Origin of the sequence: Roseovarius indicus (assembly GCF_008728195.1) — a bacterium.
GTDB lineage: Bacteria > Pseudomonadota > Alphaproteobacteria > Rhodobacterales > Rhodobacteraceae > Roseovarius > Roseovarius indicus.
In genome coordinates this window covers 3,798,253-3,822,575 of the sequence record NZ_CP031598.1, presented here as the reverse complement: position 1 = coordinate 3,822,575, position 24,323 = coordinate 3,798,253, and the positions used below count along the sequence as shown (strand labels likewise).

Genomic DNA, 24,323 nt, shown 5'->3' with positions numbered 1-24,323 from the left:
CTCCGTAAAATTTTGCTGAACGTGGGAGTCATGCTAACCTTGGGTAAAGAAAGCCTCAAAGGATCGTTCCTCACCCGCAGATGAACCGCATTCACCCATGACCCAGCGCCCGCTTCCCCCGTTTTCCGCCATCCGTGCCTTCGAGGCCGCGGCACGGCATCTGAGCTTCAAATCCGCCGCCGAGGAGCTGTGCGTGACGCCGTCTGCGATCAGCCACCAGGTGAAAACGCTTGAGGAGCATCTGGGCCAGCCGGTCTTCGTGCGGGCGGCGAACAAGCTGGCGCTGACGCGGGCGGGGGAGGCCTATGCGGAGGCGCTCACGGGCATCCTCGGCGATCTCGTCGCGGCCACGGGCCGGGCGACGGCGGGGGCCAAGGCCGGGCCGTTCCGGGTGCAGGCGACGGCGGCGTTCAACGCGCGCTGGCTGGTGCCCCGGCTGGAGCGGTGCCCGTTGCGGGGGGCGCTGTCGGTGACCACGGCCGCCGGGGCGCCGGACACGGATTTCAGCCGGAACGAGGCCGACCTGATCGTGCATTGGCTCGACAGCCCGATTCCCGGCTGCCACGTGCTTCCGATGCTGAAAACGGTGCGCTATCCGGTGGCGAGCCCCGAAGTGGCCGCACGGATCGAGGCCCCGCAGGATTTGCTGAAGGAACCGCTTTTGCGTGATCAGGAGCTTGATTGCTGGGCCGAGTGGTTCCGTGCGGCGGGGGTGGTGGCGTCGGAAGACAGCCTTGGCGGAGAGTTCAACGCCAATTGCGATATCAACCTGGCGGCGGCCGAGCGGGGGCAGGGCGTGTCGCTGGCATGGGATGCCATCGCGCGGGCCACGCTGGAGGAGGGGCGGCTGGTGCGGCTTTTCGATATCGAGACCGAGCCGGTGGTGATTTATTCGGTGGCCTACCCGGAAGCACGGGCCGACGACCCGCGCATCGCGGCGATGCGCGACTGGCTGTTGCACGAAAGCCTGGAGGACGGCACCAGCGCCGATCCGGTACGGGTCGAAGCGGCGCAATAGCCCGGAAACGCGACGTCGGTATCGCGTCGGTATAACGTCGGTATTTTGTCGGTGTTTCTTGCCGACCGGTCCGCCCGGCGCCCCGTTCCCCTTGCATTCAATGACGCGCGGCGTTAGTCAGCCGCCCTGCGGTCGCAGCCTACCCGCATAACAAAACAAGGGTCACAACCATGGATACGATTGTCATCTGCTCGGGCGGGCTCGATTCCGTGTCGCTCGCGTACAAGGTCGCGGCGGAACACCGCCTGCGGGGCCTGCTGTCCTTTGACTACGGGCAGCGGCATGTGAAAGAGGTCGAATACGCGGCGGCCTGCGCGCGCAAGCTGGGCGTGCCGCACAAGGTGGTGGATATCTCGACCGTGGGCGCCGCCCTGTCGGGGTCGGCCCTCACCGACGATGTCGACGTGCCCGACGGGCATTATGCCGAGGAGACGATGAAGATCACCATCGTGCCCAACCGCAACGCCATCATGCTGGCGATCGCCTTCGGCATGGCCGCGGCCGAGAAGGCCGACGCGGTGGCGGCGGCGGTGCATGGGGGCGATCACTTCATCTATCCCGATTGCCGGCCGGGGTTCATCGACGCGTTTCAGGCGATGCAAAATCATGCGCTGGAGGGGGTTGCCGAGGTGCAGCTTTACACGCCGTTCGTCACCATCTCGAAGGCGGATATCGTGAGTGAGGGGGCGAAGCATGGCACGCCCTTTGCCGAGACATGGTCGTGTTACAAGGGCGGCGCCGTGCATTGCGGGCGCTGTGGCACCTGTGTCGAGCGGCGCGAGGCGTTCGATATTGCCGGGGTCGAGGACCCGACGGTCTATGCCGACCCGGATTACTGGCGCGAAGCGGTGGAGCGGGCCTGATGTACCGGATCACCAAGGAATTCGCCTTTTCGGCCTCGCACCAGTTGAAGGATCTGCCGTCCGATCACCAATGCGCGCGGTTGCACGGGCATAATTACGTGGTCGTCGTGGAGCTGGCGAGTGCGGAGCTGAATGCGCATGGCTTCGTGCGCGACTATCACGAGCTGGGGCCGCTGAAGCGGTATATCGACGACGAGCTCGATCACCGGCACCTGAATGACGTTCTGGGGGATGACATGGTGACAGCCGAGCGGCTGGCGAAGCATTTTCATGACTGGTGCGCGGACCGGTGGCCCGAGACCGCGGCCGTGAAGGTCAGCGAGACGCCCAAGACATGGGCCGAGTACCGCCCATGACCACGCGCGACACCATCCGCGTGTCCGAGATCTTCGGGCCGACGATCCAGGGCGAGGGGGCGCTGATCGGGCAGCCGACGGTGTTCGTGCGCACCGGCGGCTGCGATTACCGCTGTTCCTGGTGCGACAGCCTGCATGCGGTGGATTCGGAGTATCGGGATACGTGGAAGGCCATGCCGCCCGAGGACATCCTGGCCGAGATCGAAAAGCTGACCGGGGGCAAGCCGATCATGGTGACGCTGTCGGGTGGGAACCCCGCGACGCAGCCGCTCGACCGGCTGATCGAGCAGGGCAAGGCCAAGGGCTACAGCTTTGCGATGGAGACGCAGGGCTCGGTCGTGAAGCCGTGGTTCGCCGATCTGCAGATGCTGGTGCTGAGCCCCAAGCCGCCGTCGTCGGGCATGGGCACCGACTGGCGGGTCGTGGCGAATTGCGTGCGGACGGCGAAGGCGGCGCCGACGGTGCTGAAGATCGTGGTTTTCGACGAGGCGGATTACGCCTTTGCGCGCGAGGCGTCGGAGCGGTTCCGGGAGCTGCCGATCTATTTGCAGCCGGGCAACCACACGCCGCCGCCACCCGAGGATGACAGCGCGACGGTCGACCAGGAGGGCATCGACGAGCGCATGCGCTGGCTGGTGGACAAGGTGGTGGAAGACAAGTGGTACGGGGCGCGCGTGCTGCCGCAGCTGCATGTCATGCTGTGGGGCAACAAGCGGGGCGTCTGAGGGGATGATGCGATGAGCGACGAGATCTACAAGGGGCTGAAACAGCTGGGCGGGGCGACGACGATGCCGCAAAGCCCCGAGGAGGCCGAGTTGGAGCGGGTGCAGAACCCGCAGGCGGACGTGGCCTATAACGTGCGGTTCACGGCGCCGGAGTTCACCTCGCTCTGCCCGATGACGGGGCAGCCGGATTTCGCCCATCTGGTGATCGATTACGTGCCGGGGGAGTGGCTGGTGGAGAGCAAGTCGCTCAAGCTGTTCCTGGGCAGTTTCCGCAATCACGGGGCGTTCCACGAGGATTGCACCGTGTCGATCGCCCGGCGGCTGGTGGAGTTTCTCGAGCCGCAATGGCTGCGGATCGGGGGCTACTGGTATCCGCGCGGGGGGATTCCGATCGACGTCTTCTACCAGACGGGCGAGATGCCCGCGGGTGTCTGGATTCCCGACCAGGGCGTGCCGCCCTATCGCGGGCGGGGCTGAGGCCCGGGCGCCTCAGCGGCAGGGCGCGCGGTAATAGGTGCCGTCGCCGCGGGCATAGGCGCATTGGCCGGTTGCCGTGTTGCGGGCGACCAGCGCGCCGGCGGCGGCGCCGGCCAGCGTCGTGACGGCCACCCAGTCATTGTCGGCCCCGAGCGCCTTGGCGGTGATCAGCCCCAGGCTGCCGCCGATGAGCGCGCCGCCGACCTGGCGTTCCTGGTCGTCGGTCATGTCGGCGCATCCGGCGAGGATGAGCGACGCGGCACAGGCGAGGGAAAGGATTGCGGTCTTCATCACGTCCTCCTACGAAAAAGCGGGCCGGGATGATCCGGCCCGCTTTTCCCTGATAGGGTGCCCCGCGGGGGGCGTGCATTAATCTGCGTCAACGCCCGCGCGGGCGACGTGCGTGCCTCAGCACGGACCACGGCGATAGCGGCCGTCGCCGGTGGCGTAGGCGCATTGGTTGTTCGCGGTGTTGCGCGCAACCAGCGTACCGGCTGCGGCGCCGCCGAGGGTCGAGACGACGGTCCAGTCGCTGTCGGCATCAAGGGCCTTCGCGGTGATGAAGCCGAGGCTGCCACCGATCAGCGCGCCGCCGACCTGGCGTTCCTGTTGGGGCGTCATGCAGCCGGCTACGGCGACGGGTGCTGTAAGGGCAAGGGCGAGAACTGTCTTTCTCATTGTAACCTCCGGGTCTTTTGCGGCGACATGCCGCGATTTCGCTGATTGGAAGCTAGGCATGTTTGACGCGAGGGGAAGGAGCAGATTTTCGGGCGGCAATTTCCCGCAAGCGATTTTATGCCGTTCCGGCAAATTGCCGCTTACGGTCAGGGCCATGTCTGATCGTCGGGAACTTTTTGCGGCGGCGTGCTTCCCGGTGCGGTGACGGTTTCGGCCACGTAGACGGGGTCGTTCCCCTTGCGGGCGGCGCGCAGCTCGCGGTAGCCGATGTAAAGCCCGCTGGCGGCAATCAGGGCCATCCCCACGATGGTGGTCAGCGCCGGCACCTCTCCCCAGACGACGAAGGCCATGAGCGCGGCAATCGGCAGGTAGCTGTAATCGAAGGGCGCGATGATGCTGGCATCGGCCACCTGGTAGCCGCGCGACAGCAGGATATAGGCCGCCATGCCGACCAGCCCCAGCATCAGCAGCACGGGCAGGTCGGCGCCCGTTTCGGCCGGGAAGGCCCAGCGGAGGTGGTGAAATTCCGGGCCAAAGCCGATGGTGGCGTTCATCAGGTAGCCCATCGCCAGCAGGATCGGCCCGGTGAAGGCGAGGGTATAGAGCCCGACGGTGAGGCTCGATTCCCGCTCGCCGATCTGGCGGGCGAGAATCTGGGAGCCGGCATAGAAGACGGCGCAGAGCAGCGGCAGGATCGAGACCCAGGTGAAGCTGTCGCTGCCCGGGTTCATGGCGATGAGCACGCCGGCGAAGCCCGTGACCAGCGCGCCGATCCGATGAATGCCGATGGTTTCCTTCAGGAACACCGCCGCCATCGCGGCAATCATCAGCGGGGCCGAGAAGAAGATGGTGGTGACCTCGGCCAGCCCCATGAAGGGGAAGGCGGTGTAGAAGAGCGCAAACCCCACCGCAAAGAGCGCCGCGCGCAACAGGTGCAGCCGCCAGAGCGGCGAGGTCAGCCGGTGCGGCCCGCCCAGCAGCAGGATCAGCGGCACGAGCACCAGCACGGCCACGCTCGAACGGACGAACATCAGCATCCAGATCGGATAGGTCTGCAGCAGGGTCTTCATGAAGGCATCCTGTCCGACGAACAGGACCATGCCGAGCAGGACGCAGGCAATGCCGTGCGCCGTGCGCGACGGCGCATGACAGGTGTCGGGTGTGTATGTGGCCATGGGGGCACCCTCGTGGCGCGGGGGCGCTGCCGTCAAGCCCGTTTGCGACGGCGTGTCGGAAACGGGCCCTGGGGCGGGGTAACCCGCTGTGCGGGCGCACAAAAAAAGGCCGGCGCGCGTGCACCGGCCCGAGAGAGATGTGCCGGGCCGACGAGGCGGCCCGGCAACAGGGAATTCACTCGCGGTTCATGCGGTTGTCGATCAGCTCGTCGACCACGCCGGGGTCGGCGAGGGTCGAGGTGTCGCCGAGCGCGCCGTAATCGTTCTCGGCGATCTTGCGCAGGATGCGGCGCATGATCTTGCCCGAGCGGGTTTTCGGCAGGCCGGGGGCCCACTGGATCAGGTCGGGCGAGGCGATCGGGCCGATTTCCTTGCGGACCCAGTCGCGCAGCTCCTTGCGGAGCTCTTCGGACGGCTCTTCGCCTGACATCAGGGTGACGTAGCAATAGATGCCCTGGCCCTTGATGTTGTGCGGGTAGCCGACGACGGCGGCTTCCGAGACCTTCGGGTGAGCCACGAGGGCCGATTCCACCTCGGCCGTGCCCATCCGGTGGCCCGAGACGTTGATCACGTCGTCGACGCGGCCGGTGATCCAGTAGTCGCCATCGGCATCGCGGCGGCAGCCGTCGCCCGAGAAGTAATAGCCCTTGTAGTCGGAGAAATAGGTCTTCTCGAACCGCTCGTGATCGCCCCAGACGGTGCGCATCTGGCCGGGCCAGCTGTCGGTGATGACAAGCACGCCCTCGGTGGGGTTCTCGGTGATCTCCTCGCCCGATTGCGGGTCGAGCACGGCGGGTTTCACGCCGAAGAAGGGCTTCATCGCCGCGCCGGGCTTCAAGGCATGGGCGCCGGGCAGGGGGGTCATCAGGTGGCCGCCGGTCTCGGTCTGCCACCAGGTGTCGACGATCGGGATTTTCCCCTTGCCGACCTCGTTATGGTACCACTCCCAGGCTTCCGGGTTGATCGGCTCGCCCACGGTGCCCAGCAGCTTGAGGCTGGAGAGGTCGCATTTCTCGACATACTCGTTGCCCTGGCCCATCAGCGCGCGGATGGCGGTGGGGGCGGTGTAGAACTGCGCCACCTTGTGCTTTTCGCAGACCTGCCAGAAGCGGCTGGCGTCGGGGTAGGTGGGCACGCCCTCGAACATCAGCGTTGTCGCGCCGTTGGCGAGCGGCCCGTAGACGATATAGCTGTGGCCGGTGACCCAGCCCACGTCAGCGGTGCACCAGTAGACGTCGCCATCGTGGTAGTCGAAGGTGATCTCGTGGGTCATGGCGGCCCAGACGAGATAGCCGCCGGTGGTGTGCACCACGCCCTTGGGCGCGCCGGTCGAGCCGGAGGTGTAGAGGATGAAGAGCGGGTCTTCGGCATTCATCGCTTCGGGTTCGCACTCGGCCGAGGCCTTCTCCATCAGCGGGCCATAGGCGAAATCGCGGCCGTCCTTCATGTCGACATCGGCGCCGGTGCGCTCGACCATCAGGACCTTGGTGTCGCCGCTGATCTCGAGCGCCTTGTCGACGTTCGACTTGAGCGCCGTGTTGCGGCCGCCGCGGGGGGCCTGGTCGGCGGTGACGATCAGCTTGGCCTCGCAGCCGCTGACGCGGGCGGCCAGCGCCTCGGGCGAGAAGCCGGCGAAGACGATCGAGTGGATGGCGCCGATGCGGGCGCAGGCGAGCATGGCATAGGCCGCCTCGGGGATCATCGGCATGTAGAGCACGACGCGGTCGCCGCGGCCGACGCCGAGCTCCTTGTAGACGTTGGAGAGCTTGTTCACCTGTTCGGAGAGCTCGCGATAGGTGATGTGCTTCGACGGCTCCTCGGGGTCGTCGGCCTCCCAGATGATCGCCGTCTGGTCGCCGCGCTTGTCAAGGTGGCGGTCGACGCAGTTGGCGGCCACGTTCAGCTGGCCATCCTCGAACCACTTGATCGATACATTGCCGAGGGTGAAGTCGATATCCTTGATCTTGGTGAAGGGCTTGATCCAGTCGACCCGCTGGCCGTGTTCCTTCCAGAACGTGTCGGGGTCGTTGATCGATGCCGCGTACATCTCCTCGTATTTCGCGGCGTCGACATGGGCGTTTTTCACGAAATCGGCAGCGGGGGGATAAGTTTTGTGTTCGGACATATCGGACCCTTTAGTTTGTCAAAATCTGGTCGTGTGGAAACGGCCCGCCCCGCCGGCAGGATATGACTGCACGGGGCAGGCGCTCAGGCCTCAGATGGCCAGGTATTCGCTGCGAAGCTCCTCGTTCTCCAGAACCTCCTCCGCGGTGCCGTCGAAGACGATACCGCCGGTGTCGAGGATAACAGCGCGATCGGAAAGTTCCAGTGCACGCACCGCGTTCTGTTCGACGATGATGGTTGTCATGCCCTGCTCCTTGATCATGCGCAGGGTTTTCTCGATCTCGTCGACGATGACGGGGGCGAGGCCCTCGTAAGGCTCGTCGAGCAGGAGCACCTTGATGTCGCGGGCCAGCGCCCGGGCCACGGCCAGCATCTGCTGTTCGCCGCCCGAGAGGGTGACGCCCTCCTGCTTGCGGCGCTCGGCCAGGCGCGGGAAGAGCTCGTAGAGGCGTTCGAGCGACCAGCCGATGGGCGGGGCGATCTGGGCCAGTTGCAGGTTCTCCTCGACCGTCAGGCCGGGGATGATGCAGCGGTCTTCCGGCACGAGGCCGATGCCCGACACGGCCGCCTGGTGGCTGTTCATGGTGTGCAGCGGCTGGTGATCCAGCCAGATCTCGCCGTGGTTCACCTGCGGGTTGTCCATCCGGGCGATCGAGCGCAGCGTCGTGGTCTTGCCGGCGCCGTTGCGGCCCAGCAGGGCGAGGATCTCGCCCTCGTGGACGTTGAAGCTGATATCCTGCACGATGTAGCTTTCACCGTAATAGGATTGCATGCCCCAGACGGACAGGAAGGCGGGCGCCGTTTCGGCGTAGTTCTTGCCTTTCGAGAAGTCGGGTTTGACGTTCATGGTTCGGGTCCTCCCGTCCCGGAGCTGATCCGGGACCTCTTGGTTGGGGGCGGGGCCCCGGGTCAGGCCCGGGGCGCCGGTGGAATCTGGGTCAGGCGGTTTCGCCCAGGTAGGCTTCGCGCACCTTCGGGTGGCCCTTGATCTTGTCGGGCGTGTCCTCGACCAGCGGGGTGCCCTGCGCCAGAACGGTGATCCGCTGCGCGAGGGAGAACACCACGTGCATGTCATGCTCGATGATCGCGATGGTGATGTCGCGCTCGTCGCTGATCTGCTTGAGCAGGTCGATGGTGTTGTTGGTGTCGGCCCGGGCCATGCCCGCCGTCGGCTCGTCGAGCAGCAGAAGCCGCGGGTTCTGTGCCAGGCACATGCCGATTTCCAGCCGCCGCTTGTTGCCGCGCGACATCGACGCCGAGTGATCATGGCGCGCGTCGGCCATGTTCAGGCTTTCCAGCATGTGCTCGGCCTGTTCGATGACGCTCTTCTCGTTCAGCGTGTTCTCGATGGCATGCATGCGGAAGGCGCCGTCACGCTTGGCGAAGATCGGGATCATCATGTTTTCCAGCACGGTCAGGTCGCCGAAGATCTCGGGCGTCTGGAACACGCGGGAAATGCCCATCTGGTTGATCTCGTAGGGCTTGCGGCCCAGCACCGACTGGCCGTCGAACATGACCGAGCCGGTGTCGGGGATCAGCTTGCCGATGAGGCAGTTGAGCAGGGTCGACTTGCCGGCCCCGTTCGGCCCGATGATGGCGTGAACCGAGTTCTCCTCGACGCTCAGGTTGACGTCTCCCAGCGCCTGCAGACCGCCGAAGCGCTTGTTGACGTTCTTGACCTCAAGAATTCCCATGGGTCCGTCTCCTTATTCAGCAGGGCTGGATTGGGTGGATTTGCCCTTGGCGTCCTGTTTGGACTTTCTGCCAAAGAGCTTCATCAGGCGCTGACCGCCTTCGACAAGGCCGCCGGGCAGGAAGATCACGACCAGCATGAACAGCATGCCGAGGGTGAGGTGCCAGCCCTTGCCGACGAAGGGGTAGACCAAGGCGACCAGCACGTCCTCCAGCCCGTCGGGCAGGAACGAGAACCAGCTGTGCAGGACGGATTCGTTGATCTTCGAGAAGATGTTCTCGAAATACTTGATGAAGCCCGCGCCCAGGATCGGACCGATCAGGGTGCCCGCGCCGCCGAGGATGGTCATCAGCACCACCTCGCCCGAGGCGGTCCACTGCATCCGCTCGGCGCCCGCCAGCGGGTCGACCGCCGCCATCAGGCCGCCGGCCAGACCGGCATACATGCCCGAGATCACGAAGGCCGCCAGCGCGTAGGGGCGCGCGTTGAGGCCGGTATAGGTCATCCGCGTGTTGTTCGACTTCACCGCCCGCAGCATCAGGCCGAAGGGCGAGCGGAAGATCCGGACGGCCAGGTAGAAGGCCAGGATCAGGAAGACGGCGCAGACATAGTAGCCGACGTTGAAGTTGAAGTCCCAGCCGCCGAAGCTCATCTGGTTGTTCGCCCGCATCGACCAGCCGAAGAGGTGCGGCAGGTCGGGCAGGTGGGCCCCGTGGAACATCTGGGGGTCATCCGCATAGACCTGAAGGCCAGTTTCGCCGTTGGTCAGGTTGAACTTGGGGTTCGACAGCACCGAGTAGGCCAGCGCGAAGGACATCTGCGCGAAGGCCAGCGTCAGGATCGAGAAGTAGATCCCCGACCGCCGCAGGCTGATATAGCCGATCAGCAGCGAGAAGAGCCCCGCCAGGATGACCGCCAGGCCGATGGCCGGCAGCACGTTGTAGGTGAACAGCTTGAAGATCCACACCGCCGAGTAGGAGCCCACCCCCAGGAAAGCGGCGTGACCGAAGCTGAGATAGCCGGTCAGGCCGAAGAGGATGTTGAACCCGATGGCGAAGATGCCGAAGATCACGAAGCGCTGCATCAGGTCGGGGTAGCCCGCGTTGAACTGCGCCATGGCGCTGTTCGTCGGGAAGGGGTTCAGGATGAAGGGCGCCAGTACCGTCAGAGCGATGACGATCAGGAAAAGCCCGAAGTCTTTCTTGTTGAGTCCCAGCATGGGTTAGTCCTCCATCACGCCTTTGCGTCCCATCAGACCGCGCGGGCGGGTCAGCAGAACGATGATGGCGACAAGGTAGATGATGATCTGGTTGATCCCCGGGATCGTCGTGGTCGCCCAGGTGGTCGAGGCGAAGCTTTCGAGAATACCCAGGAGGAACCCGGCCAGCACGGCGCCCGGAAGGCTGCCCATGCCGCCGACGACGACGACCACGAAGCTGAGCACGAGGAAATCCATGCCCATGTGGTAGTTCGGCGGGTTGATCGGGGTGTACATCACCCCCGCCAGCCCCGCCACCGCGGCGGCGATGCCGAACATGATGGTGAAGCGGCGGTCGATGTTGATGCCCAGAAGGCCCACGGTCTCGCGGTCGGCCATGCCGGCCCGCACGACCATCCCGAAGGTGGTGAACTGCAGGAAGGCGAAGACGCCGCCGATGACCAGCGCCGCGAAGGCGAAGTAGATCAGCCGCCAGTAGGGGTAGATGATCGCGTTGGGGTCGAAGCCCACGAGAACGCCGAGGTCGATGCTGCCCGAGAACGCGTCGGGTGCCGGCGTCGGGATCGGGTTGGCGCCGTAGAAATACTTGATGACTTCCTGCAGAACGATCGCCAGGCCGAAGGTCACCAGGATCTGGTCGGCATGCGGACGCTTGTAGAAGTGCTTGATCAGGCCGCGCTCCATGATGAAGCCGATGAGCAGCATGATCGGGATCGAGAACAGGATCGCAATCGGCACCGACCAGTCGATGATCGTCGCCCCCACCTCTGGGCCGAACCAGTTTTCGACGTAAGGCGTCTTCACCTTCAGCGGGTTGCCGAGGAAGTCGGTGCGGCTTTCGTCGACCGTCTCGACGCTGAGATTCAGGATGCGCTGAACCGTCACGGCGCAGAAGGCGCCGATCATGAACAGGGCGCCGTGGGCGAAGTTGACAACACCGAGCGTGCCGAAGATCAGCGTCAGCCCCAGCGCGATCAGCGCATAGGCCGAGCCTTTGTCGAGCCCGTTGAGAATTTGCAGAATGATTGCGTCCATTGTTCCCACCCGTGGGTTACATAGGTTTGGGTGTATCCGGAGATGTCGGATGAAAGCCCCGGCCGCGCGTTGGCGGCCGGGGGGCCGGGGCGGTTACGCGCCCGGGTTGCACTCGCCGAGCGAGCCACCGGCGAACATCGGGTGATCCGGTTCGTAGGTGACCTGTGCGGCCGGCGTGACTTCGACGACTTCGAGAAGGTCGAATTCGCTTTCCGGGTTCTCTTTCCCGCGCACCACGAGCACGTCCTTGAAGCACTGGTGGTCTTCGGCACGGTAGAGGGTCGGGCCGTTGCCCAGCCCGTCGAACTCGAACCCTTCGAGGGCTTCGCCCACGCCGCAGGGGTTGAAGGTGCCGGCACGTTCGCAGGCATCTGCATAAAGCAGGGTCTGGCAGTAGGTGGTGTGTGCCGCCTGGCTCGGCGGACGGCCGTATTCGGTGCCGAAGGACTGCACGAAGGCTTTCGAGCCTTCATCCTGCAGCGACCAGTGCCAGTTGGTCGAGCCCAGGACGCCCTTGACCGCTTCGCCCGCACCCTGCGCCATCAGGCGCGAGTAGAGCGGCACGACGATCTCGAACTTCTTGCCGTTGACTTCCTTGTCGAGCAGGCCGAACTGCACGGCGTTGTTGATCGAGTTGATCATGTTGCCGCCGTAGTGGTTCAGAACCAGAACGTCGGCGCCCGAGTTCAGAACCGGCGCGATGTAGGACGAGAAGTCGGTCGAGGCCAGCGGGGTCTTGACCGTGTTGATGGTTTCCCAGCCAAGCGCCTCGGTTGCGGCGATGATCGATTCTTCCTGCGTCCAGCCCCAGGTGTAGTCGGCGGTCAGGTGATAGGTCTTGCGGTCGTTGCCGTATTGCGCGGCCAGCACCGGTGCCAGCGCGGCACCCGACATGTAGGCGTTGAAGAAGTGACGGAAGCCGTTGGCCTTCTTGTCCTTGCCGGTGGTGTCGTTCGAGTGGGTCAGGCCGGCCATGAAGATGACGCCGGCGTCCTGGCAGAGGCCCTGAACGGCGACAGCCACGCCCGAGGACGAACCGCCGGTGATCATGATGGCGCCGTCTTTCTCGATCATCGACTTGGCCGATGCGCGGGCCGCGTCCGATTTGGTCTGCGTGTCGCCGGTGACGAACTCGACCTTCTTGCCCAGGATGCCGTTACCCTGCAGCGCGTTCGAGCTGAAGGTGTTCATCATGCCGCCGTCGCCTTCACCGTTGAGGTGCTTGACGGCCAGCTTGTAGGCGCGCAGCTCGTCTGCGCCCTCGTCGGCATAGGGGCCGGTTTGCGGTACGTTGAAGCCCAGCGTCACGGAGCTGCCGGTCGGCTCGTTCATGTAGGCCGCGGCAGACGAAGCCGTGAAGATCGTCGGCAGCGCAACGCCGGCACCAGCAACTGCACTGGTTTTCAGCAGGCCACGACGAGTCAGAGTCGATTTGGACATTGATATCCTCCCGTTAATGAACTTGACCGAGGGGCCTCCTCTGCGCCCCCGGTTCACACAAATGTGCAAAGCGATTATCGCAGGGTGGAAGAAAATGTCGCAACAACTGGCTTTGGCGAAACGATTTTTTTGTAAATAAATGGACAAAACCGTTCGGAATTTTGTAAATATTTTTGTATGACGTTGCGGAAGTCGCGCGATTCAATGGGAAAAAACGCAATGGCTGAATCCTCGATGATCGGCAGTCGCATCCGCGAAAGACGGGTGATCAACGGGCTCAAGCAATCGGACCTCGCGAAAAGGGCCGGGATATCGGCCTCCTACCTGAACCTGATCGAGCACAACCGCAGGAGAATCGGCGGCAAGACACTGAACAAGCTGGCCGAGGTGCTGGGCGTGGCGCCCGGCCTGCTGTCGGAGGGCGCCGAGGCAACGCTCATTGCCGCGCTGCGCGAGGCGGCGGCGCGCGCAGAGACCGAAGGCCGCGCCGGGGCCGAGGCCGACCGGGCCGAGGAATTCGCCGGCCGCTTCCCGGGCTGGGCGCGGCTGATGACCGACCTGGCCCGCCAGCGGCAGGAGCTGGAGAGCACCGTCAAGGCGCTGACCGACCGGCTGGCGCATGACCCGCAGCTCGCGGCCTCGCTGCACGAGGTGATCTCGACCGTGACCGCGATCCGCTCGACCGCGTCGATCCTGGCCGACACCAAGTCGCTCGAACCGGAATGGCAGAACCGCTTTCACCGCAACATCAACGAGGACAGCCAGCGGCTGGCCGAAGGGGCCGAGGCGCTGGTGCGTTATCTCGAGGAGGCGCCCGACGCGCAGTCGGAAATCATGTCGCCGCAGGATGAGCTGCACGCCTTTCTCGAACAGCACGGCTTTCACTTTCCGATGCTGGAAGGGGCGGGCGGTTCGGCGCGCATCCCCTCGGTGGTCGAGCGCTCGGACCTGCTGGAAACCCAGGCCGCCCGCAGCCTCGCCCAGACGGTGCTGGAGCAATATGTCAGGGATGTCCGCAGGTTGCCGGCCGACGTGATGGTGGCGGCGGTGGCGGCGCATGGCACCGACCCCGCGGCCATCGCGACCGAGACGGAGACCGACATGCCCGCCGTCTTCCGCCGTCTCGCGATGATGCCCGAGGCCGAGGTGGGGCATGTGGGGCTGGTGGTCTGCGACGGGTCGGGCACGCTGATGCTGCGCAAGCCGGCGCTGGGCTTCACCATGCCGCGCTCGGCCGCGGCCTGTGCGCTCTGGCCGCTTTACCAGCTGCTCACCCAGCCCGGCGCGCCGGTGCGAATGCGCCTGCGGCAGGGCGAGGCGCGGGTGCTGGCGCTGACGGTCAGCGAGGAGGTGGCGCCGGCCCGGTTCGACCGCCCCGCGCTTTACCGCCCGCACATGCTGCTGCTGCCCGATCCGGGCCGCGAGGCGGCCGGCGCGGTGCGCGAGGTCGGCGTGAATTGCCAGGTCTGTCCGCTCAGCGGCTGCGAGGCGCGGCGCGAGCCCTCGATCCTTGGCCGCGGCTTTTGACAGGCCAGCATAACTTGTCGATAGTGAACTGCAGCCGTCTTTCGGCGCAATCGGAGGGGGAGGCCGATTGAATGGGAAAAAAGGTGATCCTGATAGAGGACGAGCGGAACATCATCGAGGCGATCAGTTTCATCCTGAGCCGGGACGGGTGGGAGGTGAAGACCCACTCGAACGGCCATGACGCGATGGACGCGGTGCGCGACAGGCGGCCCGACCTCGTGATCCTCGACGTGATGCTGCCGGGCAAGAGCGGCTTCGACATCCTTCAGGAAATCCGCGACGATGCCGAGCTGGGCGCGACGCCGGTGCTGATGCTGACCGCGCGCGGCCAGCAGAAGGACCGCGAGATGGCGCAGCGCGCCGGCGCCAGCCGCTACATGACCAAGCCGTTTTCCAACGCCGAAGTTCTGGAGGCGGTGCGCGATCTGGTGGGGCCGTGAGCCGCAAGACGACCCCCGTTTTCGTTCAGCGGCGCACCTACAGGCGCCGCCGGGTGGCCGACGGGGCCCGGCTTCTGCCGGTGTTCGGCGGCATCCTGTTTCTCGTGCCGCTGCTCTGGCATGGGGGCGACACGCGGGCCGTCGGCCTCGAGGCGGCGCCCGACGGGTCGCGCACGGCCTGGGTGATGACCTATCTCTTCGTCGTCTGGTTCGGGCTGGCCGTGCTGTCGGGCGTGCTGGCCCGGTTCCTGGTGGCCGACGATGACGGCGCGGACGAGGACGGGGGCCCCTGATGGTCACGCTGAACGTCCTCGTTCTCGTCTGCCTGCTTTACGTGGCCTTCCTCTTCGCCGTGGCCTTCGGCGCCGACCGGGCGGCCCTGCTGGGGCGGGGGACATGGCTGCGCTCGCCCATCGTCTACACGCTGTCGCTGTCGATCTACTGCACGGCGTGGACCTTCTATGGCGCGGTGGGCTTCGCCGCGCGTTCGGGGCTGGAATTCGTCACCATCTATCTCGGGCCGACGCTGGTGATGATCGGCTGGTGGTGGACCCTGCGCAAGATGGTGCGGGTGGGCCGCAGCCAGCGGATCACCTCGATCGCCGACCTGATCTCGTCGCGCTACGGCAAGTCGAACACGCTGGCGGTGTTCGTGACGCTGGTCGCGGTGATCGGCCTCACGCCCTATATTGCCCTGCAATTGCAGTCGGTTACCCTCTCCTTTGCCACCTTTGCCGAGGCCGACCCCTTTACCGATGGCCACCCCAGCCAGCAATCCACCGCCTTCTGGGTGGCGGCGGGCCTCGCGGTCTTCACCATCCTCTTCGGCACACGCAACCTCGACGCCAACGAACGCCACCACGGCGTTGTCATGGCCATCGCGCTCGAGGCGGTGGTCAAGCTCTTCGCGCTGCTGGCGGTGGGCGTCTTCGTGGTCTGGGGCCTCGCCGGCGGCGTCGACGAGATCCTCGCCCGCATCGACTCATCGCCCATCGCGCGGTGGGAGGTGCCGGGCAGCCGCTGGGTGGGCCTCACGCTTTTGTCGGCGGCGGCCTTCATGTGCCTGCCGCGGATGTTCCAGGTGATGGTGGTCGAAAGCGAGGACGAGGATCACCTGCGCATGGCCGCCTGGGCCTTTCCCGCCTACCTGATGCTGATGAGCCTCTTCGTCGTGCCGATCGCGGTGATGGGGCTCGAGCTGATGCCGGCAGGGTCGAACCCCGACCTTTTCGTGCTGACCCTGCCGCTCAGGAACGGGCAGGAGGGGCTGGCGATCCTGTCCTTCCTCGGCGGGTTCAGCTCGGCCACCTCGATGGTGATCGTGGCGGCCATTGCGCTGTCGACCATGGTGTCGAACCATATCGTCATGCCGATCTGGCTGTGGTTCACCGGGGGCAGCGCCATGGTCTCGGGCGACGTGCGCAGCGTGGCGCTGCTGGCCCGGCGCCTCTCCATCGCGGTGATCCTCTTTCTCGGCTACTGCTACTTCCGCCTGTCGGGCGGGGGCACGGCGCTGGCCGCCATCGGCCTCATCTCCTTTGTTGGCGTGGCGCAGTTCCTGCCCGCGCTCATGGGCGGTCTCTTCTGGCGCGGCGCCACGCGCTCGGGCGCGCTGGCGGGGCTCAGCGTCGGCTTCATCCTCTGGCTCTACTGCCTCTTCCTGCCCAGCTTCGGCGCCTCCGGCATCATGCCGCAGGCGGTCTTTGAAAACGGCCCCTTCGGCATCGGCTGGCTGCGCCCGCAGGCGCTGTTCGGGGCCGAGGCGATGGACCCGGTCATTCACGCCGTGATGTGGAGCCTGCTGCTCAACGCCTGCACCTTCATCACCGTTTCGCTGCTGACCCTGCCCAAGCCCATCGAGCGGTTGCAGGGGGCGCAGTTCGTCAACGTCTTCCAGCACTCGCAGACGCCCGGAAGCTGGTCGGGCGGGCTGGCGCGGTCGGAAGACCTGCTGATCATGTCCCAGCGGATCATGGGCGCGTCGGAGGCGCAGGCGATGTTCTCGAAAGAGGCGCGCAAGCAGGGCATCGCCGGCTACCTGCCGGAGCCGACGCCGGATTTCCTGCAGACGCTGGAACGGGAGCTGTCGGGCTCGGTCGGTGCCGCCACGGCGCACGCGATGATCTCGCAGATCGTCGGCCGCGCCACCGTGTCGGTCGAAGACCTGATGGCGGTGGCCGACGAGACCGCGCAGATCATGGAATATTCCAGCAAGTTGGAGGCCAAGACCGAGGAACAGGCCCGCACTGCCCGCCAGCTCCGCGAGGCGAACGAGAAGCTGACGCAGATCTCGGTGCAGAAGGACGCCTTCCTCAGCCAGATCAGCCACGAGCTGCGCACGCCGATGACCTCGATCCGGGCGTTCTCGGAAATCCTGCGCGACAGCGAGGGGCTGTCGGAGGAAGAGCGCAACAAATACGCCTCGATCATCCTCGAAGAGGCCACCCGCCTGACGCGGCTTCTCGACGACCTGCTCGACCTGTCGGTGCTGGAAAACGGGCAGGTGGTGCTCAACTCCCAGTCGGGGCAGCTATCCGACATGCTCGACCGGGCGATCTCGGCCGCGGGCGTGCAGGACAGCCTGCGCATCCGCCGCCGCCGCGAGGCCGAGAAGATCGTGTTGCACACCGATCTCGACCGGCTGGCGCAGGTCTTCATCAACCTGATTTCCAACGCCGGGAAATATTGCGAGGCGCCGAGCCCCGAGCTGACCATCCGGCCGCAGCTCGACAACGGCAACCTGGTGGTCGACTTCATCGACAACGGGCCGGGCATCCCCACCGACCAGCAGGCGATGATCTTCGAGAAATTCTCGCGCATCGGCCAGACCCAGGCCGGCGGCGCGGGGCTCGGCCTTGCCATCTGCCGCGAGATCATGGGCCGGCTGGGCGGCGACATCACCTATCTGCCGGGGCAGGAGGGGGCGGCGTTCCGCGTGGTGCTGCCGGTGCGCGAAGGCGCGACGGTGCAGGCGGCGCAATAAGCGGTTTCGTAAACGTCATGGTAAGGATGCGGCGGCTAGAGTGCCCCCCGTGGCCATTGCGGGCCCGGACTGCGGCGGAAGAGATGTCGAGCGAGGAAAGAAAGTCGGTCATTCACCGAAAGGCGCTGAGCGCGCGCGAGGATTTCGACGCGCGGGCGATGTCGCCGTCGAAGGCCCTGCGCCTGTCGCTCGAGAAATGCGGCGACCGGCTGTTCAGCCTCGAGCTGACGGTGGCCACGCTGGAACAACGCCGCCTCACCCATGCCCAGCTGAAGGAGGAGGCGGGCAAGGACGACCTGATCCTGCTGCTTGACGGGCAGGGCGGCGCGCGGGGCGCGGCGCTGCTCGACCTGCAATTCGCGCAGGCGCTGGTCGAGGTGCAGACCACCGGCCGCGTGCGCCCGGGCGCCGCGGCAGACCGGCCCATGACCGGCACCGACGCCGCCATCGCCGCGCCGCTGGTCGACGCCATGCTGGCCGGCTTCGACGAGAAGCTGGACGAGGCCGCGCCGGGCCACCGGCCGATCGCGTTCCGCTATGGCGACCGGGTCGGCGATGCGCGCGGTCTGCTGCTGGCGCTCGAGGCCGCGGATTTCGAGCTGTTCCGCATGACGGTCGATATCGGCGGCGGCGCCAAGACCGGCATCCTGACCCTGATCCTGCCGGCATCCGTGCTGGCCCGGCCCGAGCCGGGCGCGGGCGAGGCGGGCGAGGCTGCCGATTTCTACCTTGGCGACCTGGCGATGCAGGTGCCGGTGACGCTCGACGCGGTGCTCGACCGGGTGCAGCTGTCGCTGGCCGAGGTCTGCGCGCTGAAGCCGGGCATGCGGCTGCCGGTCAGGGCTTCGGCCATCGGCAAGACCGAGCTTGTGGCGGCCTCGGGTCACGTCGCGGCACAGGTGCGGCTGGGCCAGATGAACGGCATGCGGGCGGTGCGGCTCAACGGGGCAGGGGGCGACGACGCCCCGCAGGCCCCGGGCGCCCGGGCACAGGCCACGCCCGACCTGCCGGATATGCCGCTGCCCGATCCGGGCGGCGCACCGGAGTTCCCCGACCTCGCCAGCCTCTCGTCAACCGACCCGCCGACCCTGACCGGGTTGCAGGACCTGCCCTCGGCCGAGATAGGCGCACTGCCCGATCTGCCCGACCTGCCCGGCGCAGGCGGGCTTTCGGATTTGCCGGCGCTGGCCGACCTGGAATGATCAGAGCTTGTTGACCGGCACCTTCAGGAACACGTCGCCCTGCTCGTCCGCCGGCGGCATCCGCCCCGCGCGCATGTTCACCTGCAATGACGGGATGATCAGCTTGGGCATGGCCAGCGTCGCATCGCGCTCGTCGCGCATCTTGACGAAACTGTCGCGGTCACGGCCCGCGCCCACATGCACGTTCTTCGCCTTCTGCTCGCCCACCGTGCTTTCCCAGGCATACTCGTCGCGCCCCGGCGCCTTGTAGTCATGGCCCACGAAGATGCGCGTGGCGTCCGGCAGGGCGAGGATCTTCTGGATCGAGGCGAAAAGCGTCTCCGACGACCCGCCCGGAAAGTCGCAGCGCGCGGTGCCGAAATCGGGCATGAAGAGCGTATCGCCCACGAAGGCCGCGTCGCCGATCACGTAGGTCAGGCAGGCGGGCGTATGCCCCGGCGTGTGCAGCACGTCGCCGCGCAGTTGGCCGATGTGAAAGCTGTCGCCCTCGACGAAGAGCCGGTCGAACTGCGAGCCGTCGCGCTGAAACTCGGTGCCCTCGTTGAAGACCTTGCCGAAGGTGTCCTGCACCACGCGGATCTTGTCGCCGATGCCGATCTTGCCGCCCAGCTTCTCCTGCAGGTAGGGCGCGGCCGACAGGTGGTCGGCATGCACATGGGTTTCCAGCAGCCACTGCACGTCGAGCCCCTCGGCCGTGACATGGGCGATGATCCGGTCGGCCGAGGCCGTGTCGGTTCTGCCCGAGGAATAATCGAAATCCAGCACGGAATCGATGATTGCGCAGGCACTCCCGGCGGGATCGCGCACAACGTATGAGATAGTGTTGGTCGCATCGTCGAAAAATGCGGTAATATCCGGTGACATCTGGGTCTCCCTTTCGGTACGACATATACAGTCTGTTGCATATGTTTCAATCGCGGGGGTTGACGTGGGTCAAGGACGATCACGACATGCCGTGACAGGGTACGCCAGTTAACGGAGGATAAACATGCGCGACACGACCCTGTACCGCAAGGCGCTGCTTGATCGCCTCGGCGAACTTGACAGCCGGCTGCACCATATCGAAACCGAGCTCGACGAGCCCCATTCCAAGGATTGGGAAGAAAACGCCGTCGAGCGCGAGGGCGACGAAGTCCTCGAACAGCTGGGCCATAGCGGCGAGGCCGAGATCGCCCGTATCCGCGCCGCCCTGCAACGGATGCGCGACGGCACCTACGGCGAATGCGTGCGCTGCGGCGAGGAGATCGCCGAGGCGCGGCTTGAAACGCTGCCCGACACGCCGCTCTGCCGCACCTGCGCGGCCGGCGCCTGAATGCACCGCACCCCGGGGCGGGTGCGGTTTTCCCAGTGGCACAAGAGGTGAGCCTGACAGATTTCGAAACCGATGGGAGGACGACGATGACACCGCTGACCGAAGACCTGAACCGCCTGCATGACCGCATTCTCGAGACCGAGCCCGAGAGCCGGCAGAAGTTCCTGCCGAAGCTGAACGAGCTGATCGGGCGCATGCACGAGGCCGGCCAAGAGGTTCCGGCCGGCATCCGCGACCTGCACGAAGATCTGACCGCGGATGCGATCGAGGCGCAGTTCGACAACTTGCCCGTCTGATCGGCGGGCGCGAGACGCGCAATCCTTGCAAGGGCCGGGTTTGTCCGGTCTAATCGCGCTGGAATGAACCGGGGTGAAGGCGGGGTTTCGCGTGACGCAGCAGGTGCAGCAGGGGGTGCAGGACGGCGTCGCCGTGCTCACGCTCGACCGCCCGCCGGGCAACGCCCTCGTGCCGGGGCTGCGCGCCGCGCTGATCGAAAGCCTGCACGCCGCCTGTGACGACCCGGCCATCCGTGCCATCGTGCTCAACGGGGCGGGGGCCGGCTTCTCGGCCGGGATCGACCTGGGCGAGTTCAGCGCCGCCCCCGCCGACCCGCCCCTCGGTGAGCTTTGCACAACGATTGAAGACGCCTCGAAACCCGTGGTCGTGGCCCTGCATGGCTCGGCTTTCGGCGCGGGGTTCGAACTGGCGCTCGCGGCCCATGGCCGCGTGGCGCAGCGGGGCACGCGGGTTTCGCTGCCCGAGGTGACGCTCTCGATGGTGCCCGGCGGCGGCGCCACCCAGCGGCTGCCGCGGCTGGTCGGCGCGCAGGCCGCGCTCGAGCTGATGCTCTCGGGCCGCGCGGTCGAGGTGACCGACGCGCGGCTCGCCCCCGTCTTCGACCGCATTGTCGACGCCGCCCCGCTCGATGCTGCCGTCGTGCTGGCCCGCGGCCTCTCCGACCGCGGCACCTGGCGCCGCACGCGCGACCGCCAGAAGGGGCTTGCCGATGCGCGGGCCTACCAGTCGGCCATCGCCGCCGCTGCCGCGCGGATACGCGACGACGGCTCGGCCGAGGCCGACATCCTGGCCTGTGTCGAGGCGGCGCAGCTTCTGCCGTTCGAGCAGGGCCTGATCTTCGAACAGGAGCGTTTCGCCGAGCGCCTGGCGCGCCCCGAGGCACGCGGCATCCGGCATGTCTTCACCGCCGAGCGGCGGGCGGCGGCCCTGCCGAAACAGCTGGCCGAGACGGCGCCGCAGCTCCGCACGGCGGCGCTTGTCGGCACGGGCCCGCGCCTTGCCGGGCTGGCGCTGGTCTGCCTGTCGGCGGGCCTGGCGGTGCAGGTCTTCACCGGCGGAACCGATAAGGCCGCAGAGGTGATCGACGAGGTGCAGGCCGGGCTCGATCACGCCGTCCGGTCGGGCAAGCTGGCGGAAGCGACGCGCGACCGGCGGCTGGCGCGCCTCTCGGTGCTTGAGACGCCCGACGGGCTTGGCGCGGTGGACCTGGTGCTCGACCTCGGCGCCCTGTCCTTCGACCGGCCGGTGGGGCCGGGGCAACCGGCGGTGTGGGCGCTGCTCGATGACGATACCAGCGCGGCGGCTCGCGCCAGCAGCACCGGCGCCGAGGGGCGGCTGGTGCGTCTGCGCCTGCCGCTGGGCGGGCCGGCGGCGCGGCTCGTTGAGGTGGCCACGCCCCCCGACACCCCGGCCGGGCTGGCCGCGGGGGTGCATCGCGCGTTTTCGAATAACGGCCGCTCGGTCCTGCTGTCGTCGGAGGCGACGGGGTTCCTGAGCGACGTGATGGGCGCGGCGCTTTTCGGGGCGGCGCTGGTGATGCTGGCGGGCGGCGTGCCGGCGGGGCAGATCGACGCGGCGGCGCGCGGGCTGGGCCTGGGCCACGGCCCGTTCCGCCTGATCGACGAGCTGGGCGCCCAGAGCACGCTGGCCCGGATGCGGCGCATCTTCGAGGCGCGGCAGATCTCGCCCGCCCCGCTGCGCATCCTGTCCGACCGGATCATCGATGTGGGCGCCGACCCGGCCCGCGCGCTGGCCTTCCACGTGCCCGCCGGGCAGTCGCTCGAGCCCGACGCCGGGCTGGCCGACTGGGTCGCCGGATGGCGCGAGGCGCAGGCCGCGCAGGCTGTCGCATGGCCCGGCACCGACCCGGCGGTCGCGCTTCACGCCGCCCTGGTGAACGAGGCCGCCCGCCTGATCGAGACCCGCGCGGTTCAGCGCCGCTCCGACCCCGATCTCGTGATGGTGCGCGGCTTCGGGATGGCACGCTCAAGCGGCGGGCCCTTGCTGCAGTCGGACATTCGCGGCCTGCTCGGGCTCGTGCGGGCGATGCGCCCCCTGCGCGAGGTTGCCCCCGCGCTCTGGTCTCCGACCTCGCTGCTCGACGAGATGGTCAAGAACGGGCGCAGCTTCTTCTGACCGGCGCGGCCTAGCCGAGGGCGATGCCCATCACCACGATCATCAGCCCCAGCACCGACAGCAGCAGGGCGCCGGTGTTCATCGGCACCACCTTCTGCAACTCGGCCCGCAGCTCTTCGTCGCTCAGGCCGGCCTTCCGCGCCTTCAGGATCCGCAGGATGCACCAGACGAGCCCCGCAAGCCCGGCCACCGAAACGCCGGCTCCAATCCAGATCAGCACGTCCATCGGCACGCTCCTTTCGCGGTTCATCCATGGGCAGTGTGCCGCCTAGCGCACCCGCGCCCCGCGCGCAAGCCGCGGGGCGCGCGGTTGGCCCTTGCAGGGTCCTCGCCCCGCCATTAGGAAAAGGGCCCGGCCCAAGCGGAGAGGATGCCATGACCGACGTGAATACCGATGCCAGCTACCGTGTGACCGCTGACGAGCTTCGCCAGTTCATCGAGCGGTTCGAGCGTCTGGAGATCGAGAAGAAAGACCTTGCCGACCAGCAGAAAGAGGTGATGGCCGAGGCCAAGGCGCGGGGCTACGACACCAAGGTCATGCGCAAGGTGATCGCCCTGCGCAAGCGCGACAAGGACGACATCGCCGAGGAAGAGGCGGTGCTCGAGATGTACAAGGAAGCGCTGGGCATGGCCTGACGGCGCGCGTTTCAGCGGCCCCGGCGGGGCCGCTCGAAAAGCTGCACGTCCTGCCCGGCGTCGCCCGCTCCCGACGATCGGGCCGCCCCCCGGTCCTGTGCCCCGACATGCAGACGCGCCGCACCCCCCGGAGCCGGGGCATTGCACAACCGCGCACCGGGCCTTTAGAGTGACGCAAAGGGCACGCGGCCCCTTGTTCCGGGCGCCGCAAGTGATTTGAAGACGTGAATGGTGACGACGCGCTTTGCGAACCTGTTGATCGACACGGCCGACAAGCTGGCCGAGGCCCGCGATGCCGACGCGGCCTGGGAGGCGATCAGCGCGGTGGCCACCCGGCTGCGGGCCAAGTCGGTCAACGCCGGTGTCTTCCTGACCGGCACCGGCTCGATCGCCTGGATGCGCAGCACCATGAACCCCGCCTGGCTCGAGGAATACGCGGGCGACGCGCTGCACGAGGTCGACCCGCTGCTCAAGGCCTCGATGGCGGGCGAGCCGCCGCGCCTCTACGACGTGGAATTCCAGCAAAGGCTCGGCCCCCCGGGAAGCCGCTATCGTCAGCTGCATGGCAGCATGATGGGCTATGGCTACCGCTACATGATCACCCACAGCTGGACGCAGGGCACCGAGAACAAGTGCCTGGTGCTGGGCTGCGAGGATGACCCGACGCACCTGTTCGGCCCCGGCACCGACCGGGCCTTCTCGGCGGTGGCGGCGATGCTGTCCTGCCGGATGGAGCCGCCGGGGGCGGGCACGCCCGATGGCCGGGCCTTCGGCACCTCCTGGCAGCTGCTCGACCCGCGCGAGACCGAAATCCTGTCGCGGCTTGCCCAGGGCATGACCGAGGACGACATCGCCGAACGGGTCGGGCTGAGCGAGGCCGACGTGCTGCGGGTGATCGCCAGCGCGTCGGGCAAGATGCGTGCGGGCTCGCGTGACGAGACGCTGGCGCTGGCGGTGCTGCGGGGGCTGCTGACGCTCTGACCCCGT

Annotated in this window: 26 protein-coding genes; 15 read left to right on the top strand and 11 right to left on the bottom strand. The window is 66.9% G+C overall.

What is annotated here, in order from left to right:
• The first annotated feature begins 97 nt into the window (after positions 1-97).
• The 5 genes from RIdsm_RS18400 to queF all read left to right on the top strand — a co-directional run bounded on the left by RIdsm_RS18400 (position 98) and on the right by queF (position 3,439).
• Complete coding sequence (locus RIdsm_RS18400) at positions 98-1,018, top strand: LysR family transcriptional regulator (protein WP_057819788.1); 921 nt, start codon at positions 98-100, stop codon at positions 1,016-1,018.
• 170 nt (positions 1,019-1,188) lie between these two features.
• Complete coding sequence (gene queC, locus RIdsm_RS18395) at positions 1,189-1,881, top strand: 7-cyano-7-deazaguanine synthase QueC (RefSeq protein ID WP_057819790.1); 693 nt, start codon at positions 1,189-1,191, stop codon at positions 1,879-1,881.
• On the top strand, positions 1,881-2,237 hold the full coding sequence (queD, locus tag RIdsm_RS18390) for a 6-carboxytetrahydropterin synthase QueD (RefSeq protein ID WP_057819792.1): 357 nt from the start codon (positions 1,881-1,883) through the stop codon (positions 2,235-2,237). The genes queC and queD overlap by 1 nt, the downstream gene beginning before the upstream one ends.
• A complete protein-coding gene (gene queE, locus RIdsm_RS18385; protein WP_082647501.1) occupies positions 2,234-2,962 on the top strand; it encodes a 7-carboxy-7-deazaguanine synthase QueE in 729 nt (242 codons plus the stop codon). The genes queD and queE overlap by 4 nt, the downstream gene beginning before the upstream one ends.
• Positions 2,963-2,974: 12 nt before the next feature.
• Entirely contained in the window at positions 2,975-3,439 is a 465-nt protein-coding gene (gene queF / locus RIdsm_RS18380; RefSeq protein ID WP_057819796.1) for a preQ(1) synthase, read from the top strand.
• Between the two features lie 12 nt (positions 3,440-3,451).
• Here queF and RIdsm_RS18375 read toward each other — a convergent pair whose 3' ends face one another.
• From RIdsm_RS18375 to RIdsm_RS18335, 9 genes are all read right to left on the bottom strand, one after another.
• On the bottom strand, positions 3,452-3,730 hold the full coding sequence (locus tag RIdsm_RS18375; RefSeq protein ID WP_057819798.1) for a hypothetical protein: 279 nt from the start codon (positions 3,728-3,730) through the stop codon (positions 3,452-3,454).
• A gap of 117 nt (positions 3,731-3,847) precedes the next feature.
• Entirely contained in the window at positions 3,848-4,117 is a 270-nt protein-coding gene (locus tag RIdsm_RS18370) for a calcium homeostasis modulator protein (RefSeq protein WP_057819800.1), read from the bottom strand.
• A gap of 146 nt (positions 4,118-4,263) precedes the next feature.
• Positions 4,264-5,292 (bottom strand): DMT family transporter, encoded by a 1,029-nt coding sequence (locus RIdsm_RS18365; protein ID WP_057819802.1) that lies wholly within the window; start codon positions 5,290-5,292, stop codon positions 4,264-4,266.
• 175 nt (positions 5,293-5,467) lie between these two features.
• Positions 5,468-7,417: an acetate--CoA ligase gene (acs, locus tag RIdsm_RS18360; RefSeq protein ID WP_057819803.1), complete on the bottom strand. Its 1,950-nt coding sequence runs from the start codon at positions 7,415-7,417 to the stop codon at positions 5,468-5,470.
• A gap of 90 nt (positions 7,418-7,507) precedes the next feature.
• Positions 7,508-8,263, bottom strand: a complete 756-nt coding sequence (locus RIdsm_RS18355; protein WP_057819805.1) for an ABC transporter ATP-binding protein — start codon at positions 8,261-8,263, stop codon at positions 7,508-7,510.
• Positions 8,264-8,354: 91 nt separating this feature from the next.
• The gene (locus RIdsm_RS18350) at positions 8,355-9,110 is read right to left on the bottom strand and encodes an ABC transporter ATP-binding protein (RefSeq protein WP_057819807.1); all 756 of its coding nucleotides are present in this window, start codon (positions 9,108-9,110) and stop codon (positions 8,355-8,357) included.
• Between the two features lie 12 nt (positions 9,111-9,122).
• Positions 9,123-10,328, bottom strand: coding sequence for a branched-chain amino acid ABC transporter permease (locus RIdsm_RS18345; protein WP_057819809.1), 1,206 nt, complete (start codon positions 10,326-10,328; stop codon positions 9,123-9,125).
• A gap of 3 nt (positions 10,329-10,331) precedes the next feature.
• The gene (locus RIdsm_RS18340) at positions 10,332-11,363 is read right to left on the bottom strand and encodes a branched-chain amino acid ABC transporter permease (RefSeq protein WP_057819810.1); all 1,032 of its coding nucleotides are present in this window, start codon (positions 11,361-11,363) and stop codon (positions 10,332-10,334) included.
• A 93-nt stretch (positions 11,364-11,456) separates the two neighbouring features.
• The gene (locus RIdsm_RS18335; RefSeq protein WP_057819812.1) at positions 11,457-12,803 is read right to left on the bottom strand and encodes a substrate-binding protein; all 1,347 of its coding nucleotides are present in this window, start codon (positions 12,801-12,803) and stop codon (positions 11,457-11,459) included.
• Between the two features lie 219 nt (positions 12,804-13,022).
• On the opposite strand from RIdsm_RS18335, the gene RIdsm_RS18330 reads away from it, so the two are divergent.
• From RIdsm_RS18330 to RIdsm_RS18310, 5 genes are all read left to right on the top strand, one after another.
• A complete protein-coding gene (locus RIdsm_RS18330; protein WP_057819814.1) occupies positions 13,023-14,330 on the top strand; it encodes a helix-turn-helix domain-containing protein in 1,308 nt (435 codons plus the stop codon).
• A 71-nt stretch (positions 14,331-14,401) separates the two neighbouring features.
• Positions 14,402-14,770: a response regulator transcription factor gene (locus tag RIdsm_RS18325; RefSeq protein WP_057819817.1), complete on the top strand. Its 369-nt coding sequence runs from the start codon at positions 14,402-14,404 to the stop codon at positions 14,768-14,770.
• The gene (locus RIdsm_RS18320; RefSeq protein ID WP_057819819.1) at positions 14,767-15,063 is read left to right on the top strand and encodes a hypothetical protein; all 297 of its coding nucleotides are present in this window, start codon (positions 14,767-14,769) and stop codon (positions 15,061-15,063) included. The genes RIdsm_RS18325 and RIdsm_RS18320 overlap by 4 nt, the downstream gene beginning before the upstream one ends.
• Positions 15,063-17,753: a sensor histidine kinase gene (locus tag RIdsm_RS18315; RefSeq protein WP_057819821.1), complete on the top strand. Its 2,691-nt coding sequence runs from the start codon at positions 15,063-15,065 to the stop codon at positions 17,751-17,753. The genes RIdsm_RS18320 and RIdsm_RS18315 overlap by 1 nt, the downstream gene beginning before the upstream one ends.
• An 83-nt stretch (positions 17,754-17,836) precedes the next feature.
• Positions 17,837-18,955 carry a FliM/FliN family flagellar motor switch protein gene (locus RIdsm_RS18310; RefSeq protein WP_057819823.1) on the top strand — a complete coding sequence of 373 codons (1,119 nt, stop codon included), beginning with the start codon at positions 17,837-17,839 and terminating at the stop codon, positions 18,953-18,955.
• Here RIdsm_RS18310 and RIdsm_RS18305 read toward each other — a convergent pair whose 3' ends face one another.
• Positions 18,956-19,819 carry an MBL fold metallo-hydrolase gene (locus tag RIdsm_RS18305; RefSeq protein WP_057819825.1) on the bottom strand — a complete coding sequence of 288 codons (864 nt, stop codon included), beginning with the start codon at positions 19,817-19,819 and terminating at the stop codon, positions 18,956-18,958.
• A 124-nt stretch (positions 19,820-19,943) separates the two neighbouring features.
• On the opposite strand from RIdsm_RS18305, the gene RIdsm_RS18300 reads away from it, so the two are divergent.
• The 3 genes from RIdsm_RS18300 to RIdsm_RS18290 all read left to right on the top strand — a co-directional run bounded on the left by RIdsm_RS18300 (position 19,944) and on the right by RIdsm_RS18290 (position 22,700).
• Complete coding sequence (locus RIdsm_RS18300) at positions 19,944-20,267, top strand: TraR/DksA family transcriptional regulator (protein WP_057819827.1); 324 nt, start codon at positions 19,944-19,946, stop codon at positions 20,265-20,267.
• Between the two features lie 86 nt (positions 20,268-20,353).
• Entirely contained in the window at positions 20,354-20,563 is a 210-nt protein-coding gene (locus tag RIdsm_RS18295; protein WP_057819829.1) for a hypothetical protein, read from the top strand.
• A gap of 91 nt (positions 20,564-20,654) precedes the next feature.
• Positions 20,655-22,700: an enoyl-CoA hydratase/isomerase family protein gene (locus tag RIdsm_RS18290; protein ID WP_057819831.1), complete on the top strand. Its 2,046-nt coding sequence runs from the start codon at positions 20,655-20,657 to the stop codon at positions 22,698-22,700.
• Positions 22,701-22,710: 10 nt separating this feature from the next.
• Here RIdsm_RS18290 and RIdsm_RS18285 read toward each other — a convergent pair whose 3' ends face one another.
• Positions 22,711-22,926: a hypothetical protein gene (locus RIdsm_RS18285; RefSeq protein ID WP_057819833.1), complete on the bottom strand. Its 216-nt coding sequence runs from the start codon at positions 22,924-22,926 to the stop codon at positions 22,711-22,713.
• 149 nt (positions 22,927-23,075) lie between these two features.
• On the opposite strand from RIdsm_RS18285, the gene RIdsm_RS18280 reads away from it, so the two are divergent.
• Both RIdsm_RS18280 and RIdsm_RS18275 read left to right on the top strand, forming a co-directional pair.
• Positions 23,076-23,336 carry a DUF2312 domain-containing protein gene (locus RIdsm_RS18280; RefSeq protein ID WP_057819835.1) on the top strand — a complete coding sequence of 87 codons (261 nt, stop codon included), beginning with the start codon at positions 23,076-23,078 and terminating at the stop codon, positions 23,334-23,336.
• Positions 23,337-23,564: 228 nt separating this feature from the next.
• Complete coding sequence (locus tag RIdsm_RS18275; RefSeq protein ID WP_057819837.1) at positions 23,565-24,317, top strand: LuxR C-terminal-related transcriptional regulator; 753 nt, start codon at positions 23,565-23,567, stop codon at positions 24,315-24,317.
• The last annotated feature ends 6 nt before the right edge of the window (positions 24,318-24,323 follow it).

Bases quoted from the DNA above. Each gene is read 5' to 3' on its own strand.
- RIdsm_RS18310 (WP_057819823.1), top strand. From the start codon at position 17,837: ATGTCGAGCGAGGAAAGAAAGTCGGTCATTCACCGAAAGGCGCTGAGC.
- RIdsm_RS18350 (WP_057819807.1), bottom strand. From the start codon at position 9,110: ATGGGAATTCTTGAGGTCAAGAACGTCAACAAGCGCTTCGGCGGTCTG.
- queE (WP_082647501.1), top strand. From the start codon at position 2,234: ATGACCACGCGCGACACCATCCGCGTGTCCGAGATCTTCGGGCCGACG.
- RIdsm_RS18305 (WP_057819825.1), bottom strand. From the start codon at position 19,819: ATGTCACCGGATATTACCGCATTTTTCGACGATGCGACCAACACTATC.
- RIdsm_RS18375 (WP_057819798.1), bottom strand. From the start codon at position 3,730: ATGAAGACCGCAATCCTTTCCCTCGCCTGTGCCGCGTCGCTCATCCTC.
- RIdsm_RS18345 (WP_057819809.1), bottom strand. From the start codon at position 10,328: ATGCTGGGACTCAACAAGAAAGACTTCGGGCTTTTCCTGATCGTCATC.
- RIdsm_RS18285 (WP_057819833.1), bottom strand. From the start codon at position 22,926: ATGGACGTGCTGATCTGGATTGGAGCCGGCGTTTCGGTGGCCGGGCTT.
- queD (WP_057819792.1), top strand. From the start codon at position 1,881: ATGTACCGGATCACCAAGGAATTCGCCTTTTCGGCCTCGCACCAGTTG.
- RIdsm_RS18370 (WP_057819800.1), bottom strand. From the start codon at position 4,117: ATGAGAAAGACAGTTCTCGCCCTTGCCCTTACAGCACCCGTCGCCGTA.
- RIdsm_RS18295 (WP_057819829.1), top strand. From the start codon at position 20,354: ATGACACCGCTGACCGAAGACCTGAACCGCCTGCATGACCGCATTCTC.
- RIdsm_RS18330 (WP_057819814.1), top strand. From the start codon at position 13,023: ATGGCTGAATCCTCGATGATCGGCAGTCGCATCCGCGAAAGACGGGTG.
- RIdsm_RS18325 (WP_057819817.1), top strand. From the start codon at position 14,402: ATGGGAAAAAAGGTGATCCTGATAGAGGACGAGCGGAACATCATCGAG.
- RIdsm_RS18355 (WP_057819805.1), bottom strand. From the start codon at position 8,263: ATGAACGTCAAACCCGACTTCTCGAAAGGCAAGAACTACGCCGAAACG.
- RIdsm_RS18400 (WP_057819788.1), top strand. From the start codon at position 98: ATGACCCAGCGCCCGCTTCCCCCGTTTTCCGCCATCCGTGCCTTCGAG.
- RIdsm_RS18365 (WP_057819802.1), bottom strand. From the start codon at position 5,292: ATGGCCACATACACACCCGACACCTGTCATGCGCCGTCGCGCACGGCG.
- RIdsm_RS18280 (WP_057819835.1), top strand. From the start codon at position 23,076: ATGACCGACGTGAATACCGATGCCAGCTACCGTGTGACCGCTGACGAG.
- RIdsm_RS18300 (WP_057819827.1), top strand. From the start codon at position 19,944: ATGCGCGACACGACCCTGTACCGCAAGGCGCTGCTTGATCGCCTCGGC.
- queC (WP_057819790.1), top strand. From the start codon at position 1,189: ATGGATACGATTGTCATCTGCTCGGGCGGGCTCGATTCCGTGTCGCTC.
- queF (WP_057819796.1), top strand. From the start codon at position 2,975: ATGAGCGACGAGATCTACAAGGGGCTGAAACAGCTGGGCGGGGCGACG.
- acs (WP_057819803.1), bottom strand. From the start codon at position 7,417: ATGTCCGAACACAAAACTTATCCCCCCGCTGCCGATTTCGTGAAAAAC.
- RIdsm_RS18335 (WP_057819812.1), bottom strand. From the start codon at position 12,803: ATGTCCAAATCGACTCTGACTCGTCGTGGCCTGCTGAAAACCAGTGCA.
- RIdsm_RS18340 (WP_057819810.1), bottom strand. From the start codon at position 11,363: ATGGACGCAATCATTCTGCAAATTCTCAACGGGCTCGACAAAGGCTCG.
- RIdsm_RS18315 (WP_057819821.1), top strand. From the start codon at position 15,063: ATGGTCACGCTGAACGTCCTCGTTCTCGTCTGCCTGCTTTACGTGGCC.
- RIdsm_RS18275 (WP_057819837.1), top strand. From the start codon at position 23,565: ATGGTGACGACGCGCTTTGCGAACCTGTTGATCGACACGGCCGACAAG.